This is a genomic window from Jiangella aurantiaca (genome assembly GCF_004349105.1).
Lineage (GTDB): Bacteria > Actinomycetota > Actinomycetes > Jiangellales > Jiangellaceae > Jiangella > Jiangella aurantiaca.
The window spans coordinates 35,229-55,095 of the sequence record NZ_SMLB01000042.1 but is presented as its reverse complement, the minus strand read 5'-3'; the positions used below and the strand labels follow the sequence as shown (position 1 = coordinate 55,095).

20 protein-coding genes are annotated in these 19,867 nt (G+C 72.1%); 9 read left to right on the top strand and 11 right to left on the bottom strand.

What is annotated here, in order from left to right:
• Window positions 1-32 precede the first annotated feature (32 nt).
• The 3 genes from E1262_RS23025 to E1262_RS23015 all read left to right on the top strand — a co-directional run bounded on the left by E1262_RS23025 (window position 33) and on the right by E1262_RS23015 (window position 3,765).
• On the top strand, window positions 33-1,130 hold the full coding sequence (locus E1262_RS23025) for a glycoside hydrolase family 172 protein (protein WP_420810554.1): 1,098 nt from the start codon (window positions 33-35) through the stop codon (window positions 1,128-1,130).
• Between the two features lie 95 nt (window positions 1,131-1,225).
• Window positions 1,226-2,227, top strand: coding sequence for a LacI family DNA-binding transcriptional regulator (locus E1262_RS23020; RefSeq protein ID WP_132106010.1), 1,002 nt, complete (start codon window positions 1,226-1,228; stop codon window positions 2,225-2,227).
• Between the two features lie 437 nt (window positions 2,228-2,664).
• Window positions 2,665-3,765 (top strand): DUF4185 domain-containing protein, encoded by a 1,101-nt coding sequence (locus E1262_RS23015; RefSeq protein WP_203454247.1) that lies wholly within the window; start codon window positions 2,665-2,667, stop codon window positions 3,763-3,765.
• Here E1262_RS23015 and E1262_RS23010 read toward each other — a convergent pair.
• From E1262_RS23010 to E1262_RS22970, 10 genes are all read right to left on the bottom strand, one after another.
• Window positions 3,752-4,462 carry a hypothetical protein gene (locus tag E1262_RS23010; protein WP_132106008.1) on the bottom strand — a complete coding sequence of 237 codons (711 nt, stop codon included), beginning with the start codon at window positions 4,460-4,462 and terminating at the stop codon, window positions 3,752-3,754. The two genes, E1262_RS23015 and E1262_RS23010, sit on opposite strands and share 14 nt — an antisense overlap.
• Window positions 4,463-4,510: 48 nt before the next feature.
• The gene (locus tag E1262_RS23005) at window positions 4,511-5,728 is read right to left on the bottom strand and encodes an NADP-dependent isocitrate dehydrogenase (RefSeq protein ID WP_132106006.1); all 1,218 of its coding nucleotides are present in this window, start codon (window positions 5,726-5,728) and stop codon (window positions 4,511-4,513) included.
• A gap of 55 nt (window positions 5,729-5,783) precedes the next feature.
• The gene (locus E1262_RS23000) at window positions 5,784-6,770 is read right to left on the bottom strand and encodes a malate dehydrogenase (protein WP_132106004.1); all 987 of its coding nucleotides are present in this window, start codon (window positions 6,768-6,770) and stop codon (window positions 5,784-5,786) included.
• 40 nt (window positions 6,771-6,810) lie between these two features.
• The gene (locus E1262_RS22995; protein WP_203454245.1) at window positions 6,811-7,164 is read right to left on the bottom strand and encodes a DUF3017 domain-containing protein; all 354 of its coding nucleotides are present in this window, start codon (window positions 7,162-7,164) and stop codon (window positions 6,811-6,813) included.
• Window positions 7,161-8,288: a citrate/2-methylcitrate synthase gene (locus E1262_RS22990; protein WP_132106002.1), complete on the bottom strand. Its 1,128-nt coding sequence runs from the start codon at window positions 8,286-8,288 to the stop codon at window positions 7,161-7,163. The genes E1262_RS22995 and E1262_RS22990 overlap by 4 nt, the downstream gene beginning before the upstream one ends.
• Before the next feature lie 74 nt (window positions 8,289-8,362).
• Entirely contained in the window at window positions 8,363-9,232 is an 870-nt protein-coding gene (locus tag E1262_RS22985; RefSeq protein WP_132106000.1) for a bifunctional methylenetetrahydrofolate dehydrogenase/methenyltetrahydrofolate cyclohydrolase, read from the bottom strand.
• Window positions 9,233-9,274: 42 nt separating this feature from the next.
• Complete coding sequence (locus E1262_RS30490) at window positions 9,275-9,448, bottom strand: DUF5302 domain-containing protein (RefSeq protein WP_162606038.1); 174 nt, start codon at window positions 9,446-9,448, stop codon at window positions 9,275-9,277.
• Window positions 9,449-9,619: 171 nt separating this feature from the next.
• A complete protein-coding gene (gene purH / locus E1262_RS22980; protein ID WP_132105998.1) occupies window positions 9,620-11,182 on the bottom strand; it encodes a bifunctional phosphoribosylaminoimidazolecarboxamide formyltransferase/IMP cyclohydrolase in 1,563 nt (520 codons plus the stop codon).
• The gene (gene purN / locus E1262_RS22975; RefSeq protein ID WP_132105996.1) at window positions 11,179-11,784 is read right to left on the bottom strand and encodes a phosphoribosylglycinamide formyltransferase; all 606 of its coding nucleotides are present in this window, start codon (window positions 11,782-11,784) and stop codon (window positions 11,179-11,181) included. The genes purH and purN overlap by 4 nt, the downstream gene beginning before the upstream one ends.
• 19 nt (window positions 11,785-11,803) lie before the next feature.
• A complete protein-coding gene (locus E1262_RS22970; RefSeq protein WP_132105994.1) occupies window positions 11,804-13,186 on the bottom strand; it encodes a cell division protein PerM in 1,383 nt (460 codons plus the stop codon).
• A gap of 193 nt (window positions 13,187-13,379) precedes the next feature.
• Here E1262_RS22970 and E1262_RS22965 point away from each other — a divergent pair, with 193 nt between their 5' ends.
• From E1262_RS22965 to kynU, 5 genes are read left to right on the top strand one after another with little or no spacing between them, the layout of a single operon-like run.
• On the top strand, window positions 13,380-13,862 hold the full coding sequence (locus E1262_RS22965; protein ID WP_132105992.1) for an RNA polymerase sigma factor: 483 nt from the start codon (window positions 13,380-13,382) through the stop codon (window positions 13,860-13,862).
• 52 nt (window positions 13,863-13,914) lie between these two features.
• Window positions 13,915-15,318 (top strand): hypothetical protein, encoded by a 1,404-nt coding sequence (locus E1262_RS22960; RefSeq protein ID WP_132105990.1) that lies wholly within the window; start codon window positions 13,915-13,917, stop codon window positions 15,316-15,318.
• A 5-nt stretch (window positions 15,319-15,323) separates the two neighbouring features.
• Entirely contained in the window at window positions 15,324-15,842 is a 519-nt protein-coding gene (locus E1262_RS22955) for a SigE family RNA polymerase sigma factor (RefSeq protein ID WP_132105988.1), read from the top strand.
• Window positions 15,839-17,329, top strand: coding sequence for a hypothetical protein (locus tag E1262_RS22950; protein ID WP_132105986.1), 1,491 nt, complete (start codon window positions 15,839-15,841; stop codon window positions 17,327-17,329). The genes E1262_RS22955 and E1262_RS22950 overlap by 4 nt, the downstream gene beginning before the upstream one ends.
• Before the next feature lie 20 nt (window positions 17,330-17,349).
• Window positions 17,350-18,582 (top strand): kynureninase, encoded by a 1,233-nt coding sequence (kynU, locus tag E1262_RS22945; protein WP_132105984.1) that lies wholly within the window; start codon window positions 17,350-17,352, stop codon window positions 18,580-18,582.
• Here kynU and E1262_RS22940 read toward each other — a convergent pair.
• Entirely contained in the window at window positions 18,575-19,153 is a 579-nt protein-coding gene (locus E1262_RS22940) for a dihydrofolate reductase family protein (protein ID WP_132105982.1), read from the bottom strand. The two genes, kynU and E1262_RS22940, sit on opposite strands and share 8 nt — an antisense overlap.
• Window positions 19,154-19,203: 50 nt before the next feature.
• Here E1262_RS22940 and E1262_RS22935 point away from each other — a divergent pair, with 50 nt between their 5' ends.
• Complete coding sequence (locus E1262_RS22935; RefSeq protein WP_132105980.1) at window positions 19,204-19,851, top strand: TetR/AcrR family transcriptional regulator; 648 nt, start codon at window positions 19,204-19,206, stop codon at window positions 19,849-19,851.
• The last annotated feature ends 16 nt before the right edge of the window (window positions 19,852-19,867 follow it).

The window sequence follows — 19,867 nt, the reverse complement described above, 5'->3', positions numbered from 1 at the left end:
CGTCCCACCCGCCCGACGAAGGAGACGCCACCGTGCTCGACGACCCGACCGGCCTGCAGTCGCTGGCCCGCCGATCGTCCCGCGTCAGCCGCTCGATCAGTGCCGAGAACCCCACCGGCGAGAAGGGCCGCGGTGGCATGGCCACCGAGGGCACCGGGGCGCAGGCCGCCGGCGACCTCGGCCGGGGCTGGAAGATCTCGCCCAGCATCCGCATCGCGCCCGGCGAGACGGCCGTGCTGGGCGAGATCGACGGGCCCGGCGTCGTCACCCACGTCTGGTGCACCACCGCGCCACACCGCGCCTGGCGGGGCACGGTGCTGCGGATGTACTGGGACGGCGCACAGGATCCCGCCGTCGAGGTGCCGCTGGGCGACTTCTTCTGCCAGGGCTGGAACACGTTCAGCCAGGTGTCGTCGCAGACCGTGGCGGTCAACCCGAACGGCGGCTTCAACGCCTACTGGCCGATGCCGTTCCGCACCGCCGCGCGCGTCACGCTCGAGAACCTGTCGGCCGAGGAGGTCATCCTCTACTACCAGATCGACTACGAGCTCGGCGACGTCGCCGACGACTCGGCCTACCTGCACGCCCACTGGCGGCGCAGCCACCCGGTGCCGCGCGGCGAGGTGCACACGGTGCTCGACGGCGTCGAGGGCGCCGGTCACTACGTCGGCACCTACCTGGCCTGGGGTGTCAACGACCCGGGCTGGTGGGGCGAGGGTGAGGTGAAGTTCTACCTCGACGGCGACGACGAGTTCCCCACCATCTGCGGCACCGGCACCGAGGACTACTTCGGCGGCGCCTGGAACTTCGACGTGCCCGGCCAGGGCTACACCACGTTCAGCACGCCGTACCTCGGCCTGCACCAGGTCCTGCGTCCCGACGGGCTCTACGTCAGCCAGCAGCGGTTCGGCATGTACCGCTGGCACGTCGCCGACCCCGTCCGGTTCGGCACCGACCTGCGCGTGACCGTCCAGAGCCTCGGCATCGGCCCGGGACACCACAACGGGCTGCCGCACCGGTACCGGCCCACCAGCGACGACATCGCCTCCACCGCGCTGTTCTACCTCGACGCTCCGGCGCTCGCGCAGCGGCCGCCCACACCGGACCTCATCGCCATGGAGGTGGACTGACACGCGGGAGGCGTCCGACGGAAACCGGCTCGGAAATCGATTCCACCCTGGACTAGGATCTAACGACGCTGGTTGTCGGCGAGGGAGGGCACGGGGTGGTCACGATCTACGATGTCGCACGCCATGCCGGCGTCTCGGCGGCGACGGTCTCGCGGGTGCTCAACGGGCACACGCAGGTCGACCCCACACTCGCGGAGCGGGTCACGTCGTCCGTCGCCGAGCTGGGCTACCGCCGCAACGCCGTGGCCCGCAACCTGCGCCGCAGCCGCACCACGCTGTGGGCGGTCATCATCTCCGACGTCGAGAACCCGTTCTTCACCGCGATGGTCCGCGGTGTCGAGGACATCGCGCTGACCGCCGGTTACTCCGTCGTGCTCTGCAACAGCGACGAGAACCCCGAGAAGGAGTCCAACTACATCGCCGCGGCGCTCACCGAGCAGATGGCCGGGGTCATCATCTCGCCGTCGTCCAACCGCGTAGACGACGTCAAGCTGCTGCAGGACGCCGGCTGCCCGGTCGTCGTCATTGACCGCGAGCTGCAGGGATCGCCCACCGACACCGTGCTGGTCGACAACGAGCACGGCGCCGAACTGGCCACCACGCACCTCGTCGAGCAGGGCTACCGCCGCATCGCCTGCATCGGCGGGCCGCGCTGGCTCAGCACCGCCACCTCGCGCTACGAGGGCTACCGGCGCGCACTCACGGCCGCCGGCCTGCCCCTGGACCCCGCGCTGCTGCGGTTCGCCGACTTCCGCGAGCGCGGCGGCTACGAGGCCATGGCGTCGTTGCTCGACGACGGCGCCGAGCCCGACGCGCTGTTCGCGGCGAACAACCTCATGACGGTCGGCGCCATGGAGTGCCTGGTCCAGCGCGACCGCGCGGTCCCGGCCGACATCGCCGTGGTGGGCTTCGACTCCATCCCATGGGCCGACCTCATCCGGCCCACGCTCACGACGGTGGCGCAGCCGGCCTACGAGGTCGGCCGGCAGGCGGGCCAGCTGCTGACCCGGCGCCTCGCCAAGCCCGATGCCGACGTCACGCGCATCGTCCTGCCCACGCAGCTGCAGGTGCGCGCCAGCTCGCTCCGGCTGTCCTGATCTTCGACGCTCTCCTGCTGTTTCCGTGGGTGGGTGAGCGCCTCAGGTCCGATCGTGGAACGGTGCCGTCGCTGGTACTCGCGAAACCGGCGGATGCCCGCGAAACCGCCGGAGACAGCCGGGATCGGCCTGGCATCCGCCGGCGGGGCGGGCATTCGCCGGTTTGCCGGGCACCAGCCGGTGTCGTCACCTGCCGCGCGGGCAACCTCACCCGCCTGAAGTTCACCCCGCCAGAGCAGGGAGAACTCCCTCGTGATCACGGTCGTGCCCGGCACACCGTGGGCCGTCACCATCGGTATTGCCGCACGGCGAGACCGGCCCAGGGAAGCAGCAGGAGAGGCTCTTTAGACGCTCTCGACCCCTTGACCCACCCGGTCGGGGCTTCTTAGGCTGGAAATCGATTTCTCCGCTCCGCCGCCGACGTCGAAGGAGATCTCGTGCGACCGCTACTGCCGATCCTGACCGGCGCGGGCCTCGTGCTCGCCACCGCCCTCGCCGCACCCGCCGCGGAGAGCGAGCCGGCGCCGTCGACCACCGCGGCGGACGGCGTGACCGTCACCCGCGGCGTGCCGGTGGCGCGACTCACGGGCGCCGGATCGATCAACGAGACCGCGGCGAACTACCAGGTGTACGGCACCGATCTCGGCATCATGTGGGACAACGGCGCCGGCGAGGTGCTGATGGCCTTCGGCGATACGTACGGCGAGGACTGGGGCGGCAACGGCGCCGGGCCGCGCGAGGCCGATTGGCGCTGCAACGTGCTGGCTAAGTCGTCCGATCGCGACCTCGCCGACGGCATGACGTTCGACACGATGGTGCAGGACCGTCCCGGCCACGCCGGCCAGCTGCTGGACTGCCTGAAGCAGAACGGCGTCGAGGAGACGGTGATCCCGACCGCCGGCATCGCGGTCGGCGGCCGCAGCTACATCCACTACATGTCGGTGAACCACTGGGGCCCGGCCGGCACCTGGTTCACGAACCATTCGGGCATCGCGTGGTCCGACGACAACGGCGAGACGTGGACGAAGGACCCGGACGCCGTCTGGCCGAACACGCCGGAGTGGGACAGCCATTTCCAGATGACGGCGTTCGCCCGGCATCGCGGCCACGTCTACCTGTTCGGCACACCCAACGGCCGCTGGGGCGACGCGCACGTGGCTCGGGTCCCGGCCGGCAATGTGCTGGACAAGGACGCCTACCGGTACTGGGACGGCTCGGACTGGTCGCCGTCGGAGGCCACCGCCGCGCCCATCGCCGGCGGCCCGATCGGCGAGCTGTCCGTGCAGTACAACGAGTACACCGGCCGCTGGCTGATGACCTACCTGGACGAGTCGCGGGCGCAGATCGTGCTGCGCGACGCGCCCGGCCCGACCGGTCCGTGGGGCGAGGAGCAGGTCATCGTCGACGGCGCGGAGTACCCGGCGCTGTACGGCGGCTTCCTGCACCCGTGGTCCAGCGGCCCGGACCTCTACTTCGCGCTGACCCAGTGGGGTCCGTACAACGTGACGCTGATGCGCTCGACGCTCACGCGGGAGTGACGGCGGCGATCCTGACGTCGAAGCCGGCACCGTCGTCGTCGCCGCCCACCTCGCGCAGCCGCACGCAGATGCCGGTCTCGACGTCGAGGGCGACGGCGAACTCGTCGGCGAACGCGCGGTTCTCGGGCTGCGGTCCGCCCTCGGCGTGCAGCAGGTCGGCCGCGACCTCGCCGAACAGCAGCGCGCAGCAGGTGCAGCGCGGGTCGTAGGCGCCGGTGGGCCGGACGGACGCCTCGAGGGTGTCACGTCCTTCGCGGACCTGCTCGCGCACCGACAGCACGTCGATGCCGTCGGCGAGCTCGACCGGGTCGAGCATGGCGACCCAGAGGTAGTTCTCGTACATCGGGTCGTCGTAGGCGACGGTGACGTCGGACGGCCGCTGGGCGACCAGCCCGTCGGGCCGCAGCACCGGCCGCGGGGCGTCGGGGTCGAGCGGGACGGTGATGGCCGGCGGCTCCACCGGCGACCCGTCGGAGGTCGCGACGAGCACGAGCCCGCGCTCGGCGGGGGTCTCGTCGACGAGGTGTTCGGTGCCGTCGGGCTCGACGACACGCATGCGGCCGGGCCGGTCGATCCACGCCCGCACGGCGTGGTCGGCCGTGATCGCGTCGCCCACCAGCGTGCGGGTCAGTTCCACCGACCGCCACCGCCAGGGCGACGAGCGCGCCAGCGCCCGGAACGTCTCCTCGTCCACCATGCGACCGAGCCTACGGGCTCGGCCGCACGGCGAACGTCAGGGCCGGGCTCAGACCAGCCGCTTGGCGAGGTTCTCGTCGAGCGCGCCGAGGAACTCCTCGGTGGTCTTCCACTCCTGGTCCGGGCCGACGAGCAGCGCGAGGTCCTTCGTCATGACGCCGGATTCGACGGTCTTGACGATGACGTCCTCGAGCGTCTCGGCGAACTGGGTGACGTCAGGCGTGTTGTCGAGCTTGCCGCGGTGCTTGAGGCCGCCGGTCCACGCGAAGATCGAGGCGATCGGGTTGGTGGAGGTCGGCTTGCCGGCCTGGTGCTGGCGGTAGTGCCGGGTGACGGTGCCGTGCGCGGCCTCGGCCTCGATCGTCTTGCCGTCGGGCGTCATGAGCACCGACGTCATGAGGCCGAGCGAGCCGAAGCCCTGCGCGACGGTGTCGGACTGGACGTCGCCGTCGTAGTTCTTGCAGGCCCAGACGTAGCCGCCCTCCCACTTGAGCGACGCGGCGACCATGTCGTCGATGAGGCGGTGCTCGTAGGTGAGCCCGGCCTCCTCGAAGTCGGCCTTGAACTCGCGCTCGTAGACGTCGGCGAAGATGTCCTTGAAGGCGCCGTCGTACGCCTTGAGGATGGTGTTCTTCGTCGACAGGTACACCGGGTAGCCGCGCTGCAGGCCGTACGACATCGACGCCCGGGCGAAGTCCTCGATGGACCTGTTGAAGTTGTACATGCCCATGACGACGCCACCGTCCTCGGGCAGCTGGGCGACCTCGTGCTGGATCGGCTCGGAGCCGTCGGCCGGGGTGTAGGTGATGGTGACGGTGCCCGCGCCCGCCACCTTGAAGTCCGTCGCCTTGTACTGGTCGCCGTGCGCGTGACGGCCGACGATGATCGGCTTGGTCCAGCCCGGCACCAGCCGCGGGATGTTGCTGATGACGATGGGCTCGCGGAAGATCACGCCGCCGAGGATGTTGCGGATGGTGCCGTTGGGCGAGCGCCACATCTTCTTCAGGCCGAACTCCTCGACCCGCGCCTCGTCGGGCGTGATGGTGGCGCACTTGACACCGACGCCGTGCTCCTTGATGGCGTGTGCGGCGTCGACGGTCACCTGGTCGTCGGTGGCGTCGCGGTTCTGGATCGACAGGTCGTAGTAGCGCAGGTCGATGTCGAGGTACGGGTGGATCAGGCGGTCCTTGATGAACGCCCAGATGATCCGCGTCATCTCGTCGCCGTCGAGCTCGACGACGGGCCCGGCTACCTTGATCTTCGCCATGATGTCAGCAACTCCCGGATGAGAATGTTTGTCTCGACGTCAAGATAACAGACGCTCAGATGAGCCCCAGCGCCCCCACCGCGTCGCGCTCCTCGGTCAGTTCCTGCACCGACGCGTCGATGCGCTGCCGGGAGAAGTCGCTGACCTCGAGGCCCTGGACGATCTCCCAGGCGCCGCCGCGCGAGACCACCGGGAACGACGAGATCAGCCCCTCCGGTACCCCGTACGAGCCGTCGGACACGATGGCGGCCGACGTCCAGTCGCCCTCCGGGGTGCCGTTGACCCAGTCGTAGACGTGGTCGATGGCCGCGTTGGCCGCCGACGCCGCGGACGACGCGCCGCGCGCCTCGATGATCGCGGCGCCGCGCTTGGCCACCGTCGGGATGAAGTCGTCGGTCAGCCACGCCTCGTCGATCAGCTCAGACGCCGGCTTCCCGGCGACCTCGGCGTGGAAGATGTCCGGGTACTGGGTGGCGGAGTGGTTGCCCCAAATGGTCAGCTTGCTGATGTCCGAGACGCCGACGCCCAGCTTCGCCGACAGCTGCGACAGCGCGCGGTTGTGGTCGAGGCGCGTCATCGCGGTGAACCGGTCGGCGGGGACGTCCGGCGCGTGCGACTGGGCGATCAGCGCGTTGGTGTTGGCCGGGTTGCCGACCACCAGCACGCGCACGTCGTCGGCGGCGCCGGCGTTGATCGCCTCGCCCTGCGGCTTGAAGATGCCGCCGTTGGCCTCGAGCAGGTCGCCGCGCTCCATGCCCTTCGTCCGCGGCCGCGCCCCGACCAGCAGGGCGACGTTGACGCCGTCGAACGCCGGACGCGGGTCGTCGTAGATGTCGATGCCGCTGAGCAGCGGGAACGCGCAGTCGTCCAGCTCCATGGCGGTGCCCTCGGCCGCCTTGACCGCCTGCGGGATCTCCAGCAGCTTGAGCCGCACCGGGGTGTCGGCGCCCAGCAGCTGGCCGGACGCCACCCGGAACAGCAGGGCGTAGCCGATCTGACCGGCCGCGCCGGTGACGGTGACGTTGACGGGCGCCTGGGCCATGGTGAATCTCTCCTCGATGAGCTGCGACGGAATCGCGGTGTCAGGACGGGGGCGGGACGATGAGCGACGCGATCAGGGTCCCCGCCCCGAGGAACCCCAGCGTCAACAGGTCGAGTGCGCGCGAACGCACCTTGAGCAGGCCGGCGACGCCGCTGGGCAGCACCGCGCGCAGGACCGCCGCCAGGCACACGCCGCCGGCGATGATGAACGTGCCACGGCGGAAGTGGTTGTCCGCGACGATGAACGTGCCGACGGCGACGACGGCGAGCACCAGCAGCAGCGGCCACTGCCGGAACACCGCGCGCAGCCAGCTCGCGGGCATGAGCCGCCGCTCGGCGGCCTGGGCCCAGCGGCTGCTGGCCGCCGCGCGATGGGTACCGGCGCGTGTGCTCACCGCTTCGAGATCTCCACCCACTGCTGGTCGTGCGGCCCGGTGTAGTCGCTGTCGGGCCTGATGAGTCGATTGTCCTCGTGTTGCTCGATGACGTGTGCCGTCCAGCCGCTCATTCGCGATATGGCGAACACCGGTGTGAACAGGCCGGTCGGGATGCCCAGCGCGTGGTAGACGCTGGCGGCGAAGAAGTCGACGTTCGGGTACAGGCCCTTCTCGTCGAGCACCACCTGCTCCATGCGGCGGGAGAACTCGTAGTAGCGGCGGTTGCCGGTGAGGTCGGCCAACTCCTCGCTCATCTTGCGCAGGTGCGTGGCCCGCGGATCCTCGGTCTTGTAGACGCGATGGCCGAATCCCATGATCTTGCGGCCGCCGGCCAGCTCGTCACGGACGAACGCATCGACGTCGCCAACCTCTCCTCCAATGGACGTGAGGGTCTTCATGACCGCCTCGTTGGCGCCGCCGTGCAGCGGGCCGCGCAGCGCGCCCATGGCTCCGGTGATGGCCGAGTGCATGTCGGAGAGCGTGGCGGCGATGACTCGGGCGGTGAACGTCGACGCGTTCATCGTGTGGTCGGCGTGCAGCACCAGGCACTCGTCGAAGATCTCCGCGGCCCGCGGCGCCGGCCGCTCGCCGGTGATCTGCAGCAGGAAGTTGCCGGCGATGCCCAGCTCGGGATCGGCGTCGGGGACCTCGCGGCGGGACCGCTGCGCCTCGTACGAGGCCACCAGTACCGGCATCTGCGCGACGAGCCGGGTGGCCTTGCGGCGGTCGGCCTCGATGGACGCGTCGGTGGCGTCGGGGTCGTCGATGGCCAGCGACGACACCAGCGTGCGCAGGGCCTCCATCGGGGTGCCGCTCTGCACGACGTACGGGAGCAGGGTGGTGGCCACCGAGCCGTAGCGGCGGCCGTCGGCCAGTTCGGCCATCAGGCCGTCGAGCTCGGCCTGGGTGGGCAGCGTGCCTCGCTGTAGCAGATGGACGCACTCCTCGAAGGAGATGCGCCCGGCGATGTCGTGGATGTCGTAGCCGCGGTAGGAGAGCCGACCCGCTCGCCCGTCGATGTCGGAGATCGACGTGGACGCGGCCACGACGTCGGCGAGGCCGCGCGGAGACTTCTCGGCCATGAAATGAGTCCTCCTCAAGGGGAAGAACGAACCGGCGTGAGGCCGCCGATCCGCTCGCCAGGCGTGGGTCCGGCCTACGCGGTGACGGCCGCCTCGGCCGCCTCCACGACGTTGGCCAACAGCATTGCACGAGTCATGGGGCCGATGCCGCCGGGCATCGGCGCGAGATAGCCCGCGACCTCGCGCACCTCGGGCGCGACGTCGCCGGTGTAGCGGCCCTTGCCGTCGGGCCCCACGACCCGGGTGATGCCGACGTCGAGGACGGCCGCTCCCGGCTTGATCATGTCGGCGGTGACGACCCCCGGCACACCGGCCGCGGCGATGACGATATCGGCGCGCCGTACCGTGCCGACGAGGTCGCGCGTGCCGGTGTGGCAGATCGTGACGGTGGCGTTCTCACTGCGACGCGAGAACAGCAGGCCCATCGGACGGCCCGCGGTGACACCACGCCCGACGACCACCAGCTCGGCGCCGTCAGTGGCGACGTCGTAGCGGCGCAGCAGCTCGAGGCAGCCGCGCGGCGTGCATGGCAGCGGTGCCGGCTGCATGAGCACCAGCTTGCCGAGATTCTGCGGATGCAGGCCATCGGCGTCCTTGGATGGGTCGACGGCCGACAGCACCCGCTCCTCGTCCAATCCCTTCGGCAGCGGCAGCTGGACGATGAAGCCGTGGCAGGCGGGGTCCTTGTTGAGCTGGGCGACGGCGGCCTCGACCTCGGCCTGCGTGGCCGTGGCGGGCAGCTCGACCTGGATCGACTCGATGCCGACCTCGGCGCAGTCGCGATGCTTCCCGGCGACGTAGGCGTGGCTGCCGGGATCGTCGCCGACCAGCACCGTGCCCAGCCCCGGCACCACCCCCCGCTCGCCCAGGGCCTTCACCCGGGCGGTGAGCTCGGAACGGATGGTGGCCGCGGTGTTCTTGCCGTCGAGAATCTTCGCGCTCACGTACCTGATTCTCGCATGGCCCGACCGGCGGCCGACCGGTGCTCAGCCGCTCTTGCGGCGGAACATCCGCTGGGTCTTCGCGGCGTCCTCGTGCGAGGGGCCGGTGCCGGAGGCTTCCTCGTGCGGGTGTTCGTGGTCGGCGGACTTCTTCCGCTCCAGGGCCTCGCGGAACTTGGCCTTGAGATCGTCGTTGCCGCCGGACTTCTTGGCTGCCATGGTCGTCACCCTACCCCGCCGGCCCACCTGACCATCACCGTTTCCCGCCCGCGCTATTGCACCATCGATCCTTGTTGATCATGGAAAAGCGCCCCTCTCGAAGCACTCGAAAGGGGGGTCTCTCCATGATCAACGCACCCGGCCGGCGGCCGAGGACCCGGCCAGCGGTCATCAGTGGAAGAAGTGCCGCGTGCCGGTGAAGTACATGGTCATGCCGGCCTCGCGAGCGGCCGCCACGACCTCCTCGTCGCGCACCGAGCCACCGGGCTGGACGACGGCGCGGACGCCGACCTCGGCCAGCACCTGCAGGCCGTCGGGGAACGGGAAGAACGCGTCGGAGGCGCCGACGGAGCCGGCCGCGCGGTCGCCGGCGCGGGTCACCGCCAGGCGCGCGGAGTCGACCCGGTTCACCTGGCCCATGCCGACGCCGACCGCGGCACCGCCGCTGGCCAGCAGGATCGCGTTGCTCTTCACCGACCGCACGGCCCGCCAGGCGAACGCGAGATCCGCCAACACCGTGTCGTCGACGGGGTCGCCGGCGGCCAGCGTCCATGTGGCGGGGTCGTCGCCGGGTGCGTCGACGCGGTCGACCTGCTGCATGAGCAGGCCACCGGAGATCGCCCGCGTCTCGACCGGCCGGATGTCGGTGCCGGCGACCCGGAGCAGCCGCACGTTCTTCTTCCGCGTCAGCAGGTCCAACGCGCCGGGCTCGAAGTCGGGCGCGACGACGACCTCGGTGAAGATGGTCGCGATCAGCTCCGCCGCCTCGGCCGTCACTGGCCGGTTCGCCGCGATGACACCGCCGTACGCCGACACCGGGTCGGTCGCGTTGGCCTTGCGGTGCGCGTCGGCGATGTCGGTGCCGACGGCGATGCCGCACGGGTTCGCGTGCTTGATGATCGCCACGGCCGGCTCGGCGAAGTCGTGGGCCGAGCGCCAGGCGGCGTCGGCGTCGACGTAGTTGTTGTACGACATCTCCTTGCCGTGCAGTTGCTCCGCGCCGGCCAGCCCGGGCGCGCCGAAGCCGCTGCGGTAGAGCGCCGCGGCCTGGTGCGGGTTCTCGCCGTACCGCAGGACGGCGCCGCGCTCCCAGGTGCCGCCGACCCACTCCGGGAAGACGGTGCCGTCGGCCGGCGGCGCGACGACGCTGCCCAGCCACGAGGCGACGTGCACGTCGTAGGTGGCGGTGTGGGTGAATGCCTGCAGCGCCAGCCGCTGCCGCTCGCCCAGCGTGAACCCGCCGGCGTCGACGGCGGCAAGAACCTCGCCGTAGCGGGTGGGGTCGACGACGACGGCGACGTTGGCGTGGTTCTTCGCCGCGCCGCGGACCATCGACGGCCCGCCGATGTCGATCTGCTCGATCACCTCGTCCGGCCCGGCGCCGGACGCGACCGTCTGCGCGAACGGGTAAAGGTTGCTGACCAGCAGCTGGAACGGCTCGATGCCGAGCTCCTCGAGCTGCGCGCGGTGGCTCTCGTGGCGGACGTCGGCGAGCAGGCCGGCGTGCACGTTCGGGTGCAGCGTCTTGACCCGCCCGTCGAGGCACTCCGGGAACCCGGTGAGCTCCTCGACCGCCGTCACCGGCACCCCGGCGTCGGCGATGCGGGACGCCGTCGACCCCGTCGAGACGATGGCGACGCCGGCCGCGTGCAGGCCGCGGGCCAGCTCCTCCAGCCCCGTCTTGTCGTAGACGCTGATCAGCGCGCGCCGGATCGGCGTACGGGCCTCGCTCACGGGACGGTGACCTTTCTCTCGTTGATGGTCCAGCCCTCACGGGCCAGACGGCCGACGTACTCGACCAGCTGGGCGCGCTCGGCGACCTTGATCCGCTCGGTGAGCGTCTCCTCGGTGTCGTCGTCGAGCACCGGGACGGCGACCTGCGCGACGATCGGGCCGGTGTCGACGCCCTCGTCGACGAAGAACAGCGTGGCGCCGGTGACCTTGACGCCGTAGGCGAGCGCGTCGCGGGGGCCGTGGATGCCCGGGAACGACGGCAGCAGCGCGTTGTGGGTGTTGAGGTAGCGATCGCCGAACCGGCGCAGGAACGCCGGGCCGACCAGCTTGAGGAAGCCCGCCGAGACGACAAGGTCGGGCGCGTGCTCGGCGGTCCGCTCGGCCAGCGCGCGGTCCCAGTCGGCGCGCTCCGCGTGGTCCTTCACTCGCTCGACGAACGTCGGCACACCGGCCTCGGCGGCCAGCTCGAGCGCGCGGATGCCGTCGCGGTCGGCGCCGACGGCCACCACCGTCGCACCGTAAGAAGGGTCGGCGCAGGCGTCGAGCAGGGCGGCGAGGTTGCTGCCGGCGCCCGAGACCAGCACCACGATCCGGCAGGTCACCCGGCGACAATACCCGGCATCAGCCGGAGGCAGACGGGGGTGGGGGCGGCGGGTCGGCCTCGGATCCGCCGGAGTCCACGGCGTCCGGCTCGCTCTCCGCCGTGGTGGCGGCGGGGCCGGCCGGGTCGTCGTCAGCCGCGTCGTCGTCCGTGCCGCCGGCCGGCTCCGGGTCGCCGGCGGCCCGGCGGAAGTGCAGGATCAGGACGACCACCGCGGCGGGCACCGTGACCAGCCCGAACGTCGCCGCCGCGACCTCCCACGGCACCGGGCCGAGTGCGGTCAGCCGCTCCGCGCCGGCCGACCCGCCGGACAGCAGCGCCAGCACGGCCATCGCGACCGCCGCGATCGCGCCGGTACCGGCCGCCACGCCGAGCGCCGGCCCCAGCGGCACACCATCGCCGTCCTCTTCGCCGACCCCTTCGTCGTCCCCGCGCGTGGGGACCGGGCCGAGCCGCCGGTGCACCATCAACCCGGCCAGCACGCCGGCCAGCACCGGCCCGGCGACCACCAGCCAGGTGACCGAGCCGGGTAGCCGCTCCGGCAGCGCGCCGAGCACCGGGACCGCCGGCACCAGGCCGAGCGTGACCCCGTCGGGCGCCACCGAGGTCGCCGTCCCCACCGCGAAGCCGGGTCCGAGCGCGAAGGCCGCAGACCACACCACCAGGTTCGGCACCAGCAGCGCGCTGCCCACGATGAGCAGCGTCGCGCCGAGCGGACCGGCGTCCAGGGCGGTGGCGAGGTCCCCGATGCGGCCGGTGTGCGCGATGAGGCTGACCCCCAGCAGCGTCGCGCCCACTCCGACCAGCCCCGCCACCGCCGCGGCCGCGCCGGCCAGTGCCGCGCGCATGAGAGGTGGCACCCGCCACCACCAGTCGGCCAGCAGTCCGGACTCCTGCGCCACCCCGGTCGTCACCGCGGCGCCGGACCACAGCGCCGCCCACAGCACCGCTTCGAGCGGCTCGCCCGCGACGCCGGAGGTGGCCGAGAGCGCCGCGACGATCCCGGCGCCCACGACGTACGTGATCACGGCCGGCACGACGACGGCGACCGCGCCGCGCGTCGTCGCCACCCCGGCCGAGTGGGCCGCCCACCGGGCCGACCGGTGCAGCAGCAGCACGAACAGCAATGTGAGGCCGAGCGGAGCGAGCGTGAACGATCCCTCGCCGACCTCGAGACCGGCCCGGTGCGCGGTCAGCCAGACCCGGGAGGCGAACCGCAGCGGGCCGCCCAGCGGGCCGACCGCGCCCTCGGCGATCCAGACCGCCACCCCCGGCAGCACGCACAGCGCGAACCCGGCCAGCAGCGCCCAGGCCGTCGCCACTATGGCCGCCAGCCACGGGACCCGCGACCCCCACGCCGGCTCGTCGCGCCGGAGCAGCGGTCGGGTCAGCAGGTCGGCCACGTCTCCATCGTCACCGGAAAAGGCACGCGAATCGGCGACACCACGCCGGGCATGCCCTGATCAGCTGCCATTTCCACGAGCGGAATACGAGGAAACGCGCCCGTTCACTGAATACGTCGTGCAACCGTGGAGCGCGCTCACGGGTCCTCCTGGGTGTAAACGGAGAGCGACGGGCACAGGGGAGGTTTTCGGCATGCGCGATACCGCGGACTTCGACGCGTTCTACGACGCCACGAGCCGCCGAGTGCTGCACCAGCTCTATGCGCTGACCGGAGACCTCGAGCGCGCCGGCGACTGCACCCAGGAGGCGTACGCGCGAGCCTGGCGCCACTGGTCGACCGTCAGCGCCGCCACCAGCCCGGAAACCTGGGTCCGCGGCACCGCCTGGCGGCTGGCGTCCGGCCGGTGGCGCGGCCGGTCGCGCGGCGGCCCCAAACCGCCCGCGTCGCCCGGCACCGGGTCCGCGGACCTCGTCGCGGCGCTGCGGCGACTGCCGGAGAAACAGCGCTACGCGATCGTCGTCCGGCATCTCGCCGGTGCGGCGGTCAGAGAGATCGCGGCCGAGACCGGAACGTCAATCGCGACCGTCGAGAACCGCCTCGCGAAGGCGCATGCCACCCTGGTTCGTATTCTCCCCGGCGACTTCGCCGTTCTCACCGGAGGCCACTGTGTCTGACAGCCCCGACGACAGCCTTTCCCGGCACTTGTCGTCGCTCGAATCGGACCTTGTGGGCATCTCTCTGCCCGGTCCGGCCGCCGCCCGGCGCCGTGCCGCACAGCGGACCCGGCACCAGGTCACCGGCGGGGTGCTGGCGGGCGTCGCGGCGGTCGCGCTGGGCGTGGTCGCCGTCAGCCCGCCGGAGTTCGTCGCATCGCCGGAGCCGGCCGAGACGGGCACCGACACCTCCACCCCGACCACCGTTCCCACGACGCCGACGGAGTCGCCGTCGACGCCGCCGGTCGACCCCAGCCCGGACCCCACCAGCGAGGAGAGCCCCGACGCCGGTGCTGGCCAGAACGGTGACGACGGCGACCGGACGGGCGACGTGGTGATCCCGCCCGAGGCGCTGATGCTCCCGGAGGACTTCCGCAACAGCGACGCATGGACGGCCGTCAGCGAGCCGAACGAGCCGATCCTCTGTGTGCCGGAGTCACCCGCACCGGATGCCCGTGCCTCCGCCCGCGCCGACTTCACCGGCCGCGAGTTCGACACCGCGACACAGTTCATCGAGGTGGCGCCGGCCGGCACGGGCACGGACCGCCTCCATCAGCTGCGCAGCCAGGCGCAGGCGTGTGTGGAGGCGGCCTCGGACGCCGACACCCGGCTCGTCTACGTCTGGAGCGTCGGCGGGGCCGGCGACGAGACCTGGGTGATGAGCTACATCACGCCGACCACGCTCCAGGAAGAGTCCGTCCTGAACGTCATCGTCGGTCTCTCGCGCCAGGATGACGTCGTGTCCATGGTGGCCGAGGCACAGGTGACCACCGAGTTCTACGGCATCGGCGACTGGGAGTCGGCCGTCGGCGCCATCGGTCGCATCTGCACCGTCATGTTCGGCGAGTCGTGCACCGACGACCCCCAGGTCGAGCGCCTCTACCCGGAGCCGGCCGGTGACGTCGACGGCTGGCTCACGATCGACGACCTCGCCGAGGCTGGGCTCGGGGCCCTCAGCGACGGCAGCCAGGTCCTCGGCAACGGCGACGACGGCGGACCCGTCAACTACGGGTACGTCGCCTTCACCCGCGACCCGTTCGCCGACGGCGCCGAGAGCCTGGCGCAGCGCCACTACAACGACCCGCTGGAACTGGGCGGACCGAACCTCACCCAGGAACGCGCCACGTTCCCCGACGCAGAGGGCGCACGTGCTCACTACGCGGAGCTGATGGCCGCGGCCGACCAGTTCACCCAGCCCGGCGACGTGGTCGAGAACACCGGAACGATCTCCGCCGCCGGGTACGAGGCCGCCACCTGGCGCGCGGAGAACGCCGAGTTCGGGACGGTGTTCGTCTACGGCGCCGCGGTCAGCGGGAACGTCGTCACCGTCGTCTACTACGGCGTCGACCGGGTGGACGTCCCACCCGACCAGATGCAGCGGCTGCTCGAGCGGGCCGCGCAGCGGATCGGGGGGTGACGACGATGGCCGCGAACACCGCCGACTTCGACGAGTTCTACAACGCCACCCACCGCCGCGTGCTGCACCAGATGTACGCCATGACCGGCAACCTCGCCGACGCGCAGGAGTGCACGCAGGAGGCGTACGCCCGCGCCTGGCAGCGGTGGAAGACGGTCAGCCAGGCCAGCAGCCCCGAGGCCTGGATCCGCACCGTCGCCTGGCGCATCGCCGCCAGCCGCTGGCGCAAGGCCAAGAACGGCGTGACGGCCCTGGTCAAACACGGCGCGCCCGACCACACGCCGTCGCCCGACCCGGACCACGTCGCGCTGGTCGCCGCGCTCAAGCAGATCCCGGAGAGCCAGCGGCAGGCGATCGTCCTGCACCACCTGGTCGGCATGAGCGTCGAGGACATCGCGAAGGAGACCGGCACGCCGAGCGGCACCATCAAGGCGCGCCTCTCGCGGGGGCGGGCGGCACTGGCGCAGCTGCTCACCGACACCGGCGACACCGCGGGACTCCAGGCGGGAGGTGAGGCGTCGTGACGGACGGCTTCGACGACGACCTGCGCCGCCGGCTCACCGGACTGTCGGCCGACCTCGACGGCGTCTCGCTGCCGGGCCCTTCGGCGGCTCGCAAGCGCGCGGCGCGCCGGACCCGGCACCAGGTGACCGGCGGGGTGCTGGCCGGGGTGGCGGCGGTCGCGGCCGGCGTGCTCGTGCTCAGCCCGTCGGACCTCTCGACGACGCCCGAGCCGGCGCCGCCGGCCACCCTGTCCACCCTGACACCCGACCCCACGGCGACGGCGTCCGACCTGAGCGCCGCGCTGCTCACACCCGAGGACATCGCCGGGGACACCGGGGTCGCATGGGCCGCGGCCGACGAGCCCGGCCCCGAGGTCGCCTGCGACCCCGCCCGCACCGTCGAGGCGATGAGCTCGGTCCTGGACCACGCGCGAGCCGGCTTCGCCTCCGCCTCGGGCGGCGTCCGGCAGGACCTCGTCCGGTTCGGCGACGGCGGCAGCGCCGCCGGGCTGGCCGACGCGTTGGCCGGGTGCCTCGACGAGGAGGGCGCCGACGGGTTGCCCGCGGTCGTCGACACCGTGCGGCTCACCGGCGTGGGCGACGAGGGCTGGATGACCCGCTACTACATGGACCCGAACGACCAGGAGGCCACGGCCGCTGTGGTCGCCGTCGTGCGCAGCCGCGACGTCGTCAGCGTCACCGTCCAGACGGAGAGCACCGCTGACACGGCCGGCGAGGTCGAGCTGGACCTCGCGGTGCCGGTCGCGGCGGCGCGGCGGATGTGCGACGTGCTGTACGGCGACTCCTGCGTGACCGAACCGGGCACCGAGGACCTCACCGGAGCGGACCCGACGGAGGAGCCGGCGGGCGGTCCCACGGACGGCCCGACCGTCGACCCGACCGGCGCCCCCGCCGACGACCCGACCGAGCCGGCCGACGATCCGACGACGCCGCCCGAGGAGCTGCTCCAGCTCGCCGACGACCCGTTCCTCACCGAGGAGGACGTCGCGCAGGTCGGGACCGCCACCGGCTTCGTCCGCCGGCCGGACATGGACCCGAGCGGGGTCTGGACGCCGTGCCTCCAGGACCCGGCGGGCTCCGGCGCCACCGACGTCCGCGGGCTCGGCTACAACCACGAGCTCGACGCGAGCATCGTCGAGTGGGTAGCGGTGATGCCGGACGGCGACTCGGTGTTCCGCTTCGTCGGCGCGCACACCTCGCTGCCGGACGTGTGCGGCGAGGTGGGCGAGTTCCGCGAGCAGACGGTGGGCGAGCCGGTCGCCGTCGAGGTGGACGGCGCCGACGACGCCGTCGCCTGGACCGTCGAGGACACCCCGACCCCTGACAATCCGGGCTCGGAGAGCTCCTTCGCCGGTATCGGGGTCGCCCGCGTCGGCAACATCGTCGTCGTGGTCGGGTTCAGCGCGATGGGCGACCCGTCCGGCGGCGACTGGCCGGGCGTCGCGACCGGGCTGCTGGCGACGGCGCTCGAGCGGGCGGTCGCCTGACGCCGTCGTACGCTGCGGGGATGGAGCGCACCGACGCCGAGGCCCTGGACCGCACCGACCCGCTGGCGCACCTGCGCGACCGGTTCGACCTGCCGGACGGGCTGATCTACCTGGACGGCAACTCGCTCGGCCCGCTGCCGCGCGGTGTCGCGGAGCGGGTGGGCCGGCTGGTCGGCACCGAGTGGCGCGACGACCTCATCACGTCGTGGAACACGCACGGCTGGTACGACCTGCCGGCGACGGTCGGCGCGAAGCTGGAGCCGCTGCTGGGTGCCGAGCCGGGCACCGTCACCGTCGGCGACTCCACCAGCGTGCAGCTGTTCAAGCTGCTGGTGGCCGGCGCCCGGCTGCGCCCGGACCGGCGGGTCGTCGTCACCGAGCCGGGCAACTTTCCCACCGACTCCTACGTGATCGACGGCGTCGCGCGGCTGCTCGGGCTGACGGTGCGGTGGTGGTCGTCGGACGCCGAGCCGCCGGCCGCCGTGCTGGACGACGACGTCGCCGTGGCGTCGCTGTGCCACGTCGACTACCGGCTCGGGCGCATGCACGACGGCGCCGCCGTCACCCGCGCGGTGCACGAGACCGGCGCCGTCGTGCTCTGGGACCTGTGCCACTCGGCCGGCGCCGTCGCCGTCGACCTCGCAGGCTGGGGCGCCGACCTCGCGGTCGGCTGCGGCTACAAGTACCTCAACGGCGGCCCCGGCGCGCCGGCGTTCGGCTACGTCGCGCCGCGCTGGCTGGACGTCGTCGACCAGCCGATCACCGGCTGGTTCGGGCACGCGAAGCCGTTCGCGCTGGAGCGCGACTACCGGCCGGCCGACGGCGTGCGGCGGCTGCTCAGCGGCACCACGCCGGTCATCGGGACCGCAGTCCTGGACGCCGCGCTGGACGCGTTCGACGGCGTCGACATCGCGGCGGTGCGCCGGAAGTCGCTGGCGCTCACGGAACTGTTCCTGACGCTGGCGTCCGACCGGCTGGGCGCGTACGGCGTCGAGCCCGAGGTGCCGCGCGACCACGCCGCCCGCGGCTCGCAGCTGTGCCTGCGGCTGCCCGAGGCGTATGGGTTCGTGCAGGCGCTGATCGCCCGCCGCGTCGTCGGCGACTTCCGCGAGCCCGACCTCGCCCGGTTCGGCGTCGCTCCGCTCTACATCCGGTTCGTCGACGTGTACGACGCGGTCGAGCACATGGCCGCCGTCCTCGCCGCCGACGAGCACCGCCGCCCCGAGAACGTCACCCGCGCCGCCGTCACCTGACGCGGTCGTAGGTCGCGATGATCACGCCGGTCGTCGTCGGCACCGACTTCACCAGCCGGTACGCCGCCAGCTGGGCGCCGTCGCGGAACAGCCGGGCGCCCTCGCCGAGCACCAGCGGGTGGATCGACAGCACGAACTGGTCGACGAGGTCGTGCCGGAGCAGCGTCTGCACCAGCTCGCCGCTGCCCAGCACGCCGATGTCACCGGGCTCGCGCTCCTTGACGGCGGCGATCTCGCCGCCCGCGATGAGGACCGAGTTCTCCCACGTCAGCGGCTCGGTCAGAGTGGTCGACACGACGTACTTGGTCGCGGCGTTGAGCACGGGAGTGAACGGGTTGTCGTCGGTCTGCTTCGGCCAGAACCCCTCGAACTGCTGGTAGGTGTGCCGGCCGAACAGCAGCGGCCCGCCCTTCGCCATGCCCTCACCCATCTCGCGCATGGCGACCTCGTCGCTGTACGGCGCGGCCCACCGGCCGTGCCGGAAGCCGCCGCGGGTGTCCTCCTCGGGCGCGGCCGGCGCCTGCATGACACCGTCGAGAGTCACGTTCTCGATGACGACGATCCTGCCCATGAGATCCTCCAGCCAGATCTAAACTAAACGGTGTAGTAAAGTCTAGGCACATGAGCGCACTCGAGGACAAGACCGAGGGTCGGTCGGCCCGCAAGCGCAGGGCGATCCTCGAGGCCGCCACCCGGGTGTTCCTGGCGCACGGCTACGCCGGCACCACCATCGACCAGATCGCGGCCGAGGCCGCCGTGTCCAAGCCGACCGTCTACAAGCACTTCTCCGACAAGCAGGCGCTGTTCACCGAGATCGTGACGCGCACCGTCGACGAGGCGGCCGAGCCGGTGCACGCCGAGGTCGCGAACCTGCGCGATACCGGCGACGTCGCGGCCGACCTGCGCGACCTCGCCCGCCGGCAGCTGTCGATGGTGATGCGGCCGCGGCTGCTTCAGCTGCGGCGGCTGGTCATCGGCGAGGCCGGCCGCTTCCCCGAGCTGGGCCGGTTGTTCGCCGAGCGCGGCCCGGCGCGGACCATGGCGGACCTCGCGGCGGCGTTCCGCGCGCTCACGGAGCGCGGCCTGCTCGCCGCCGACGACGCCGAGCTCGCGGCCGCGCACTTCAACTGGCTGGTGATGTCGGTCCCTCTGAACCGGGCCATGCTCACCGGCGACGACACTCCACCGTCGGCCGCGGAGCTGCGGCGCTACGCCGACGAGGGAGTTCGGGTCTTCCTCGCCGCCTACCGCGCCCCGTCGATTTCTTGATCATCGGGTCAGGACA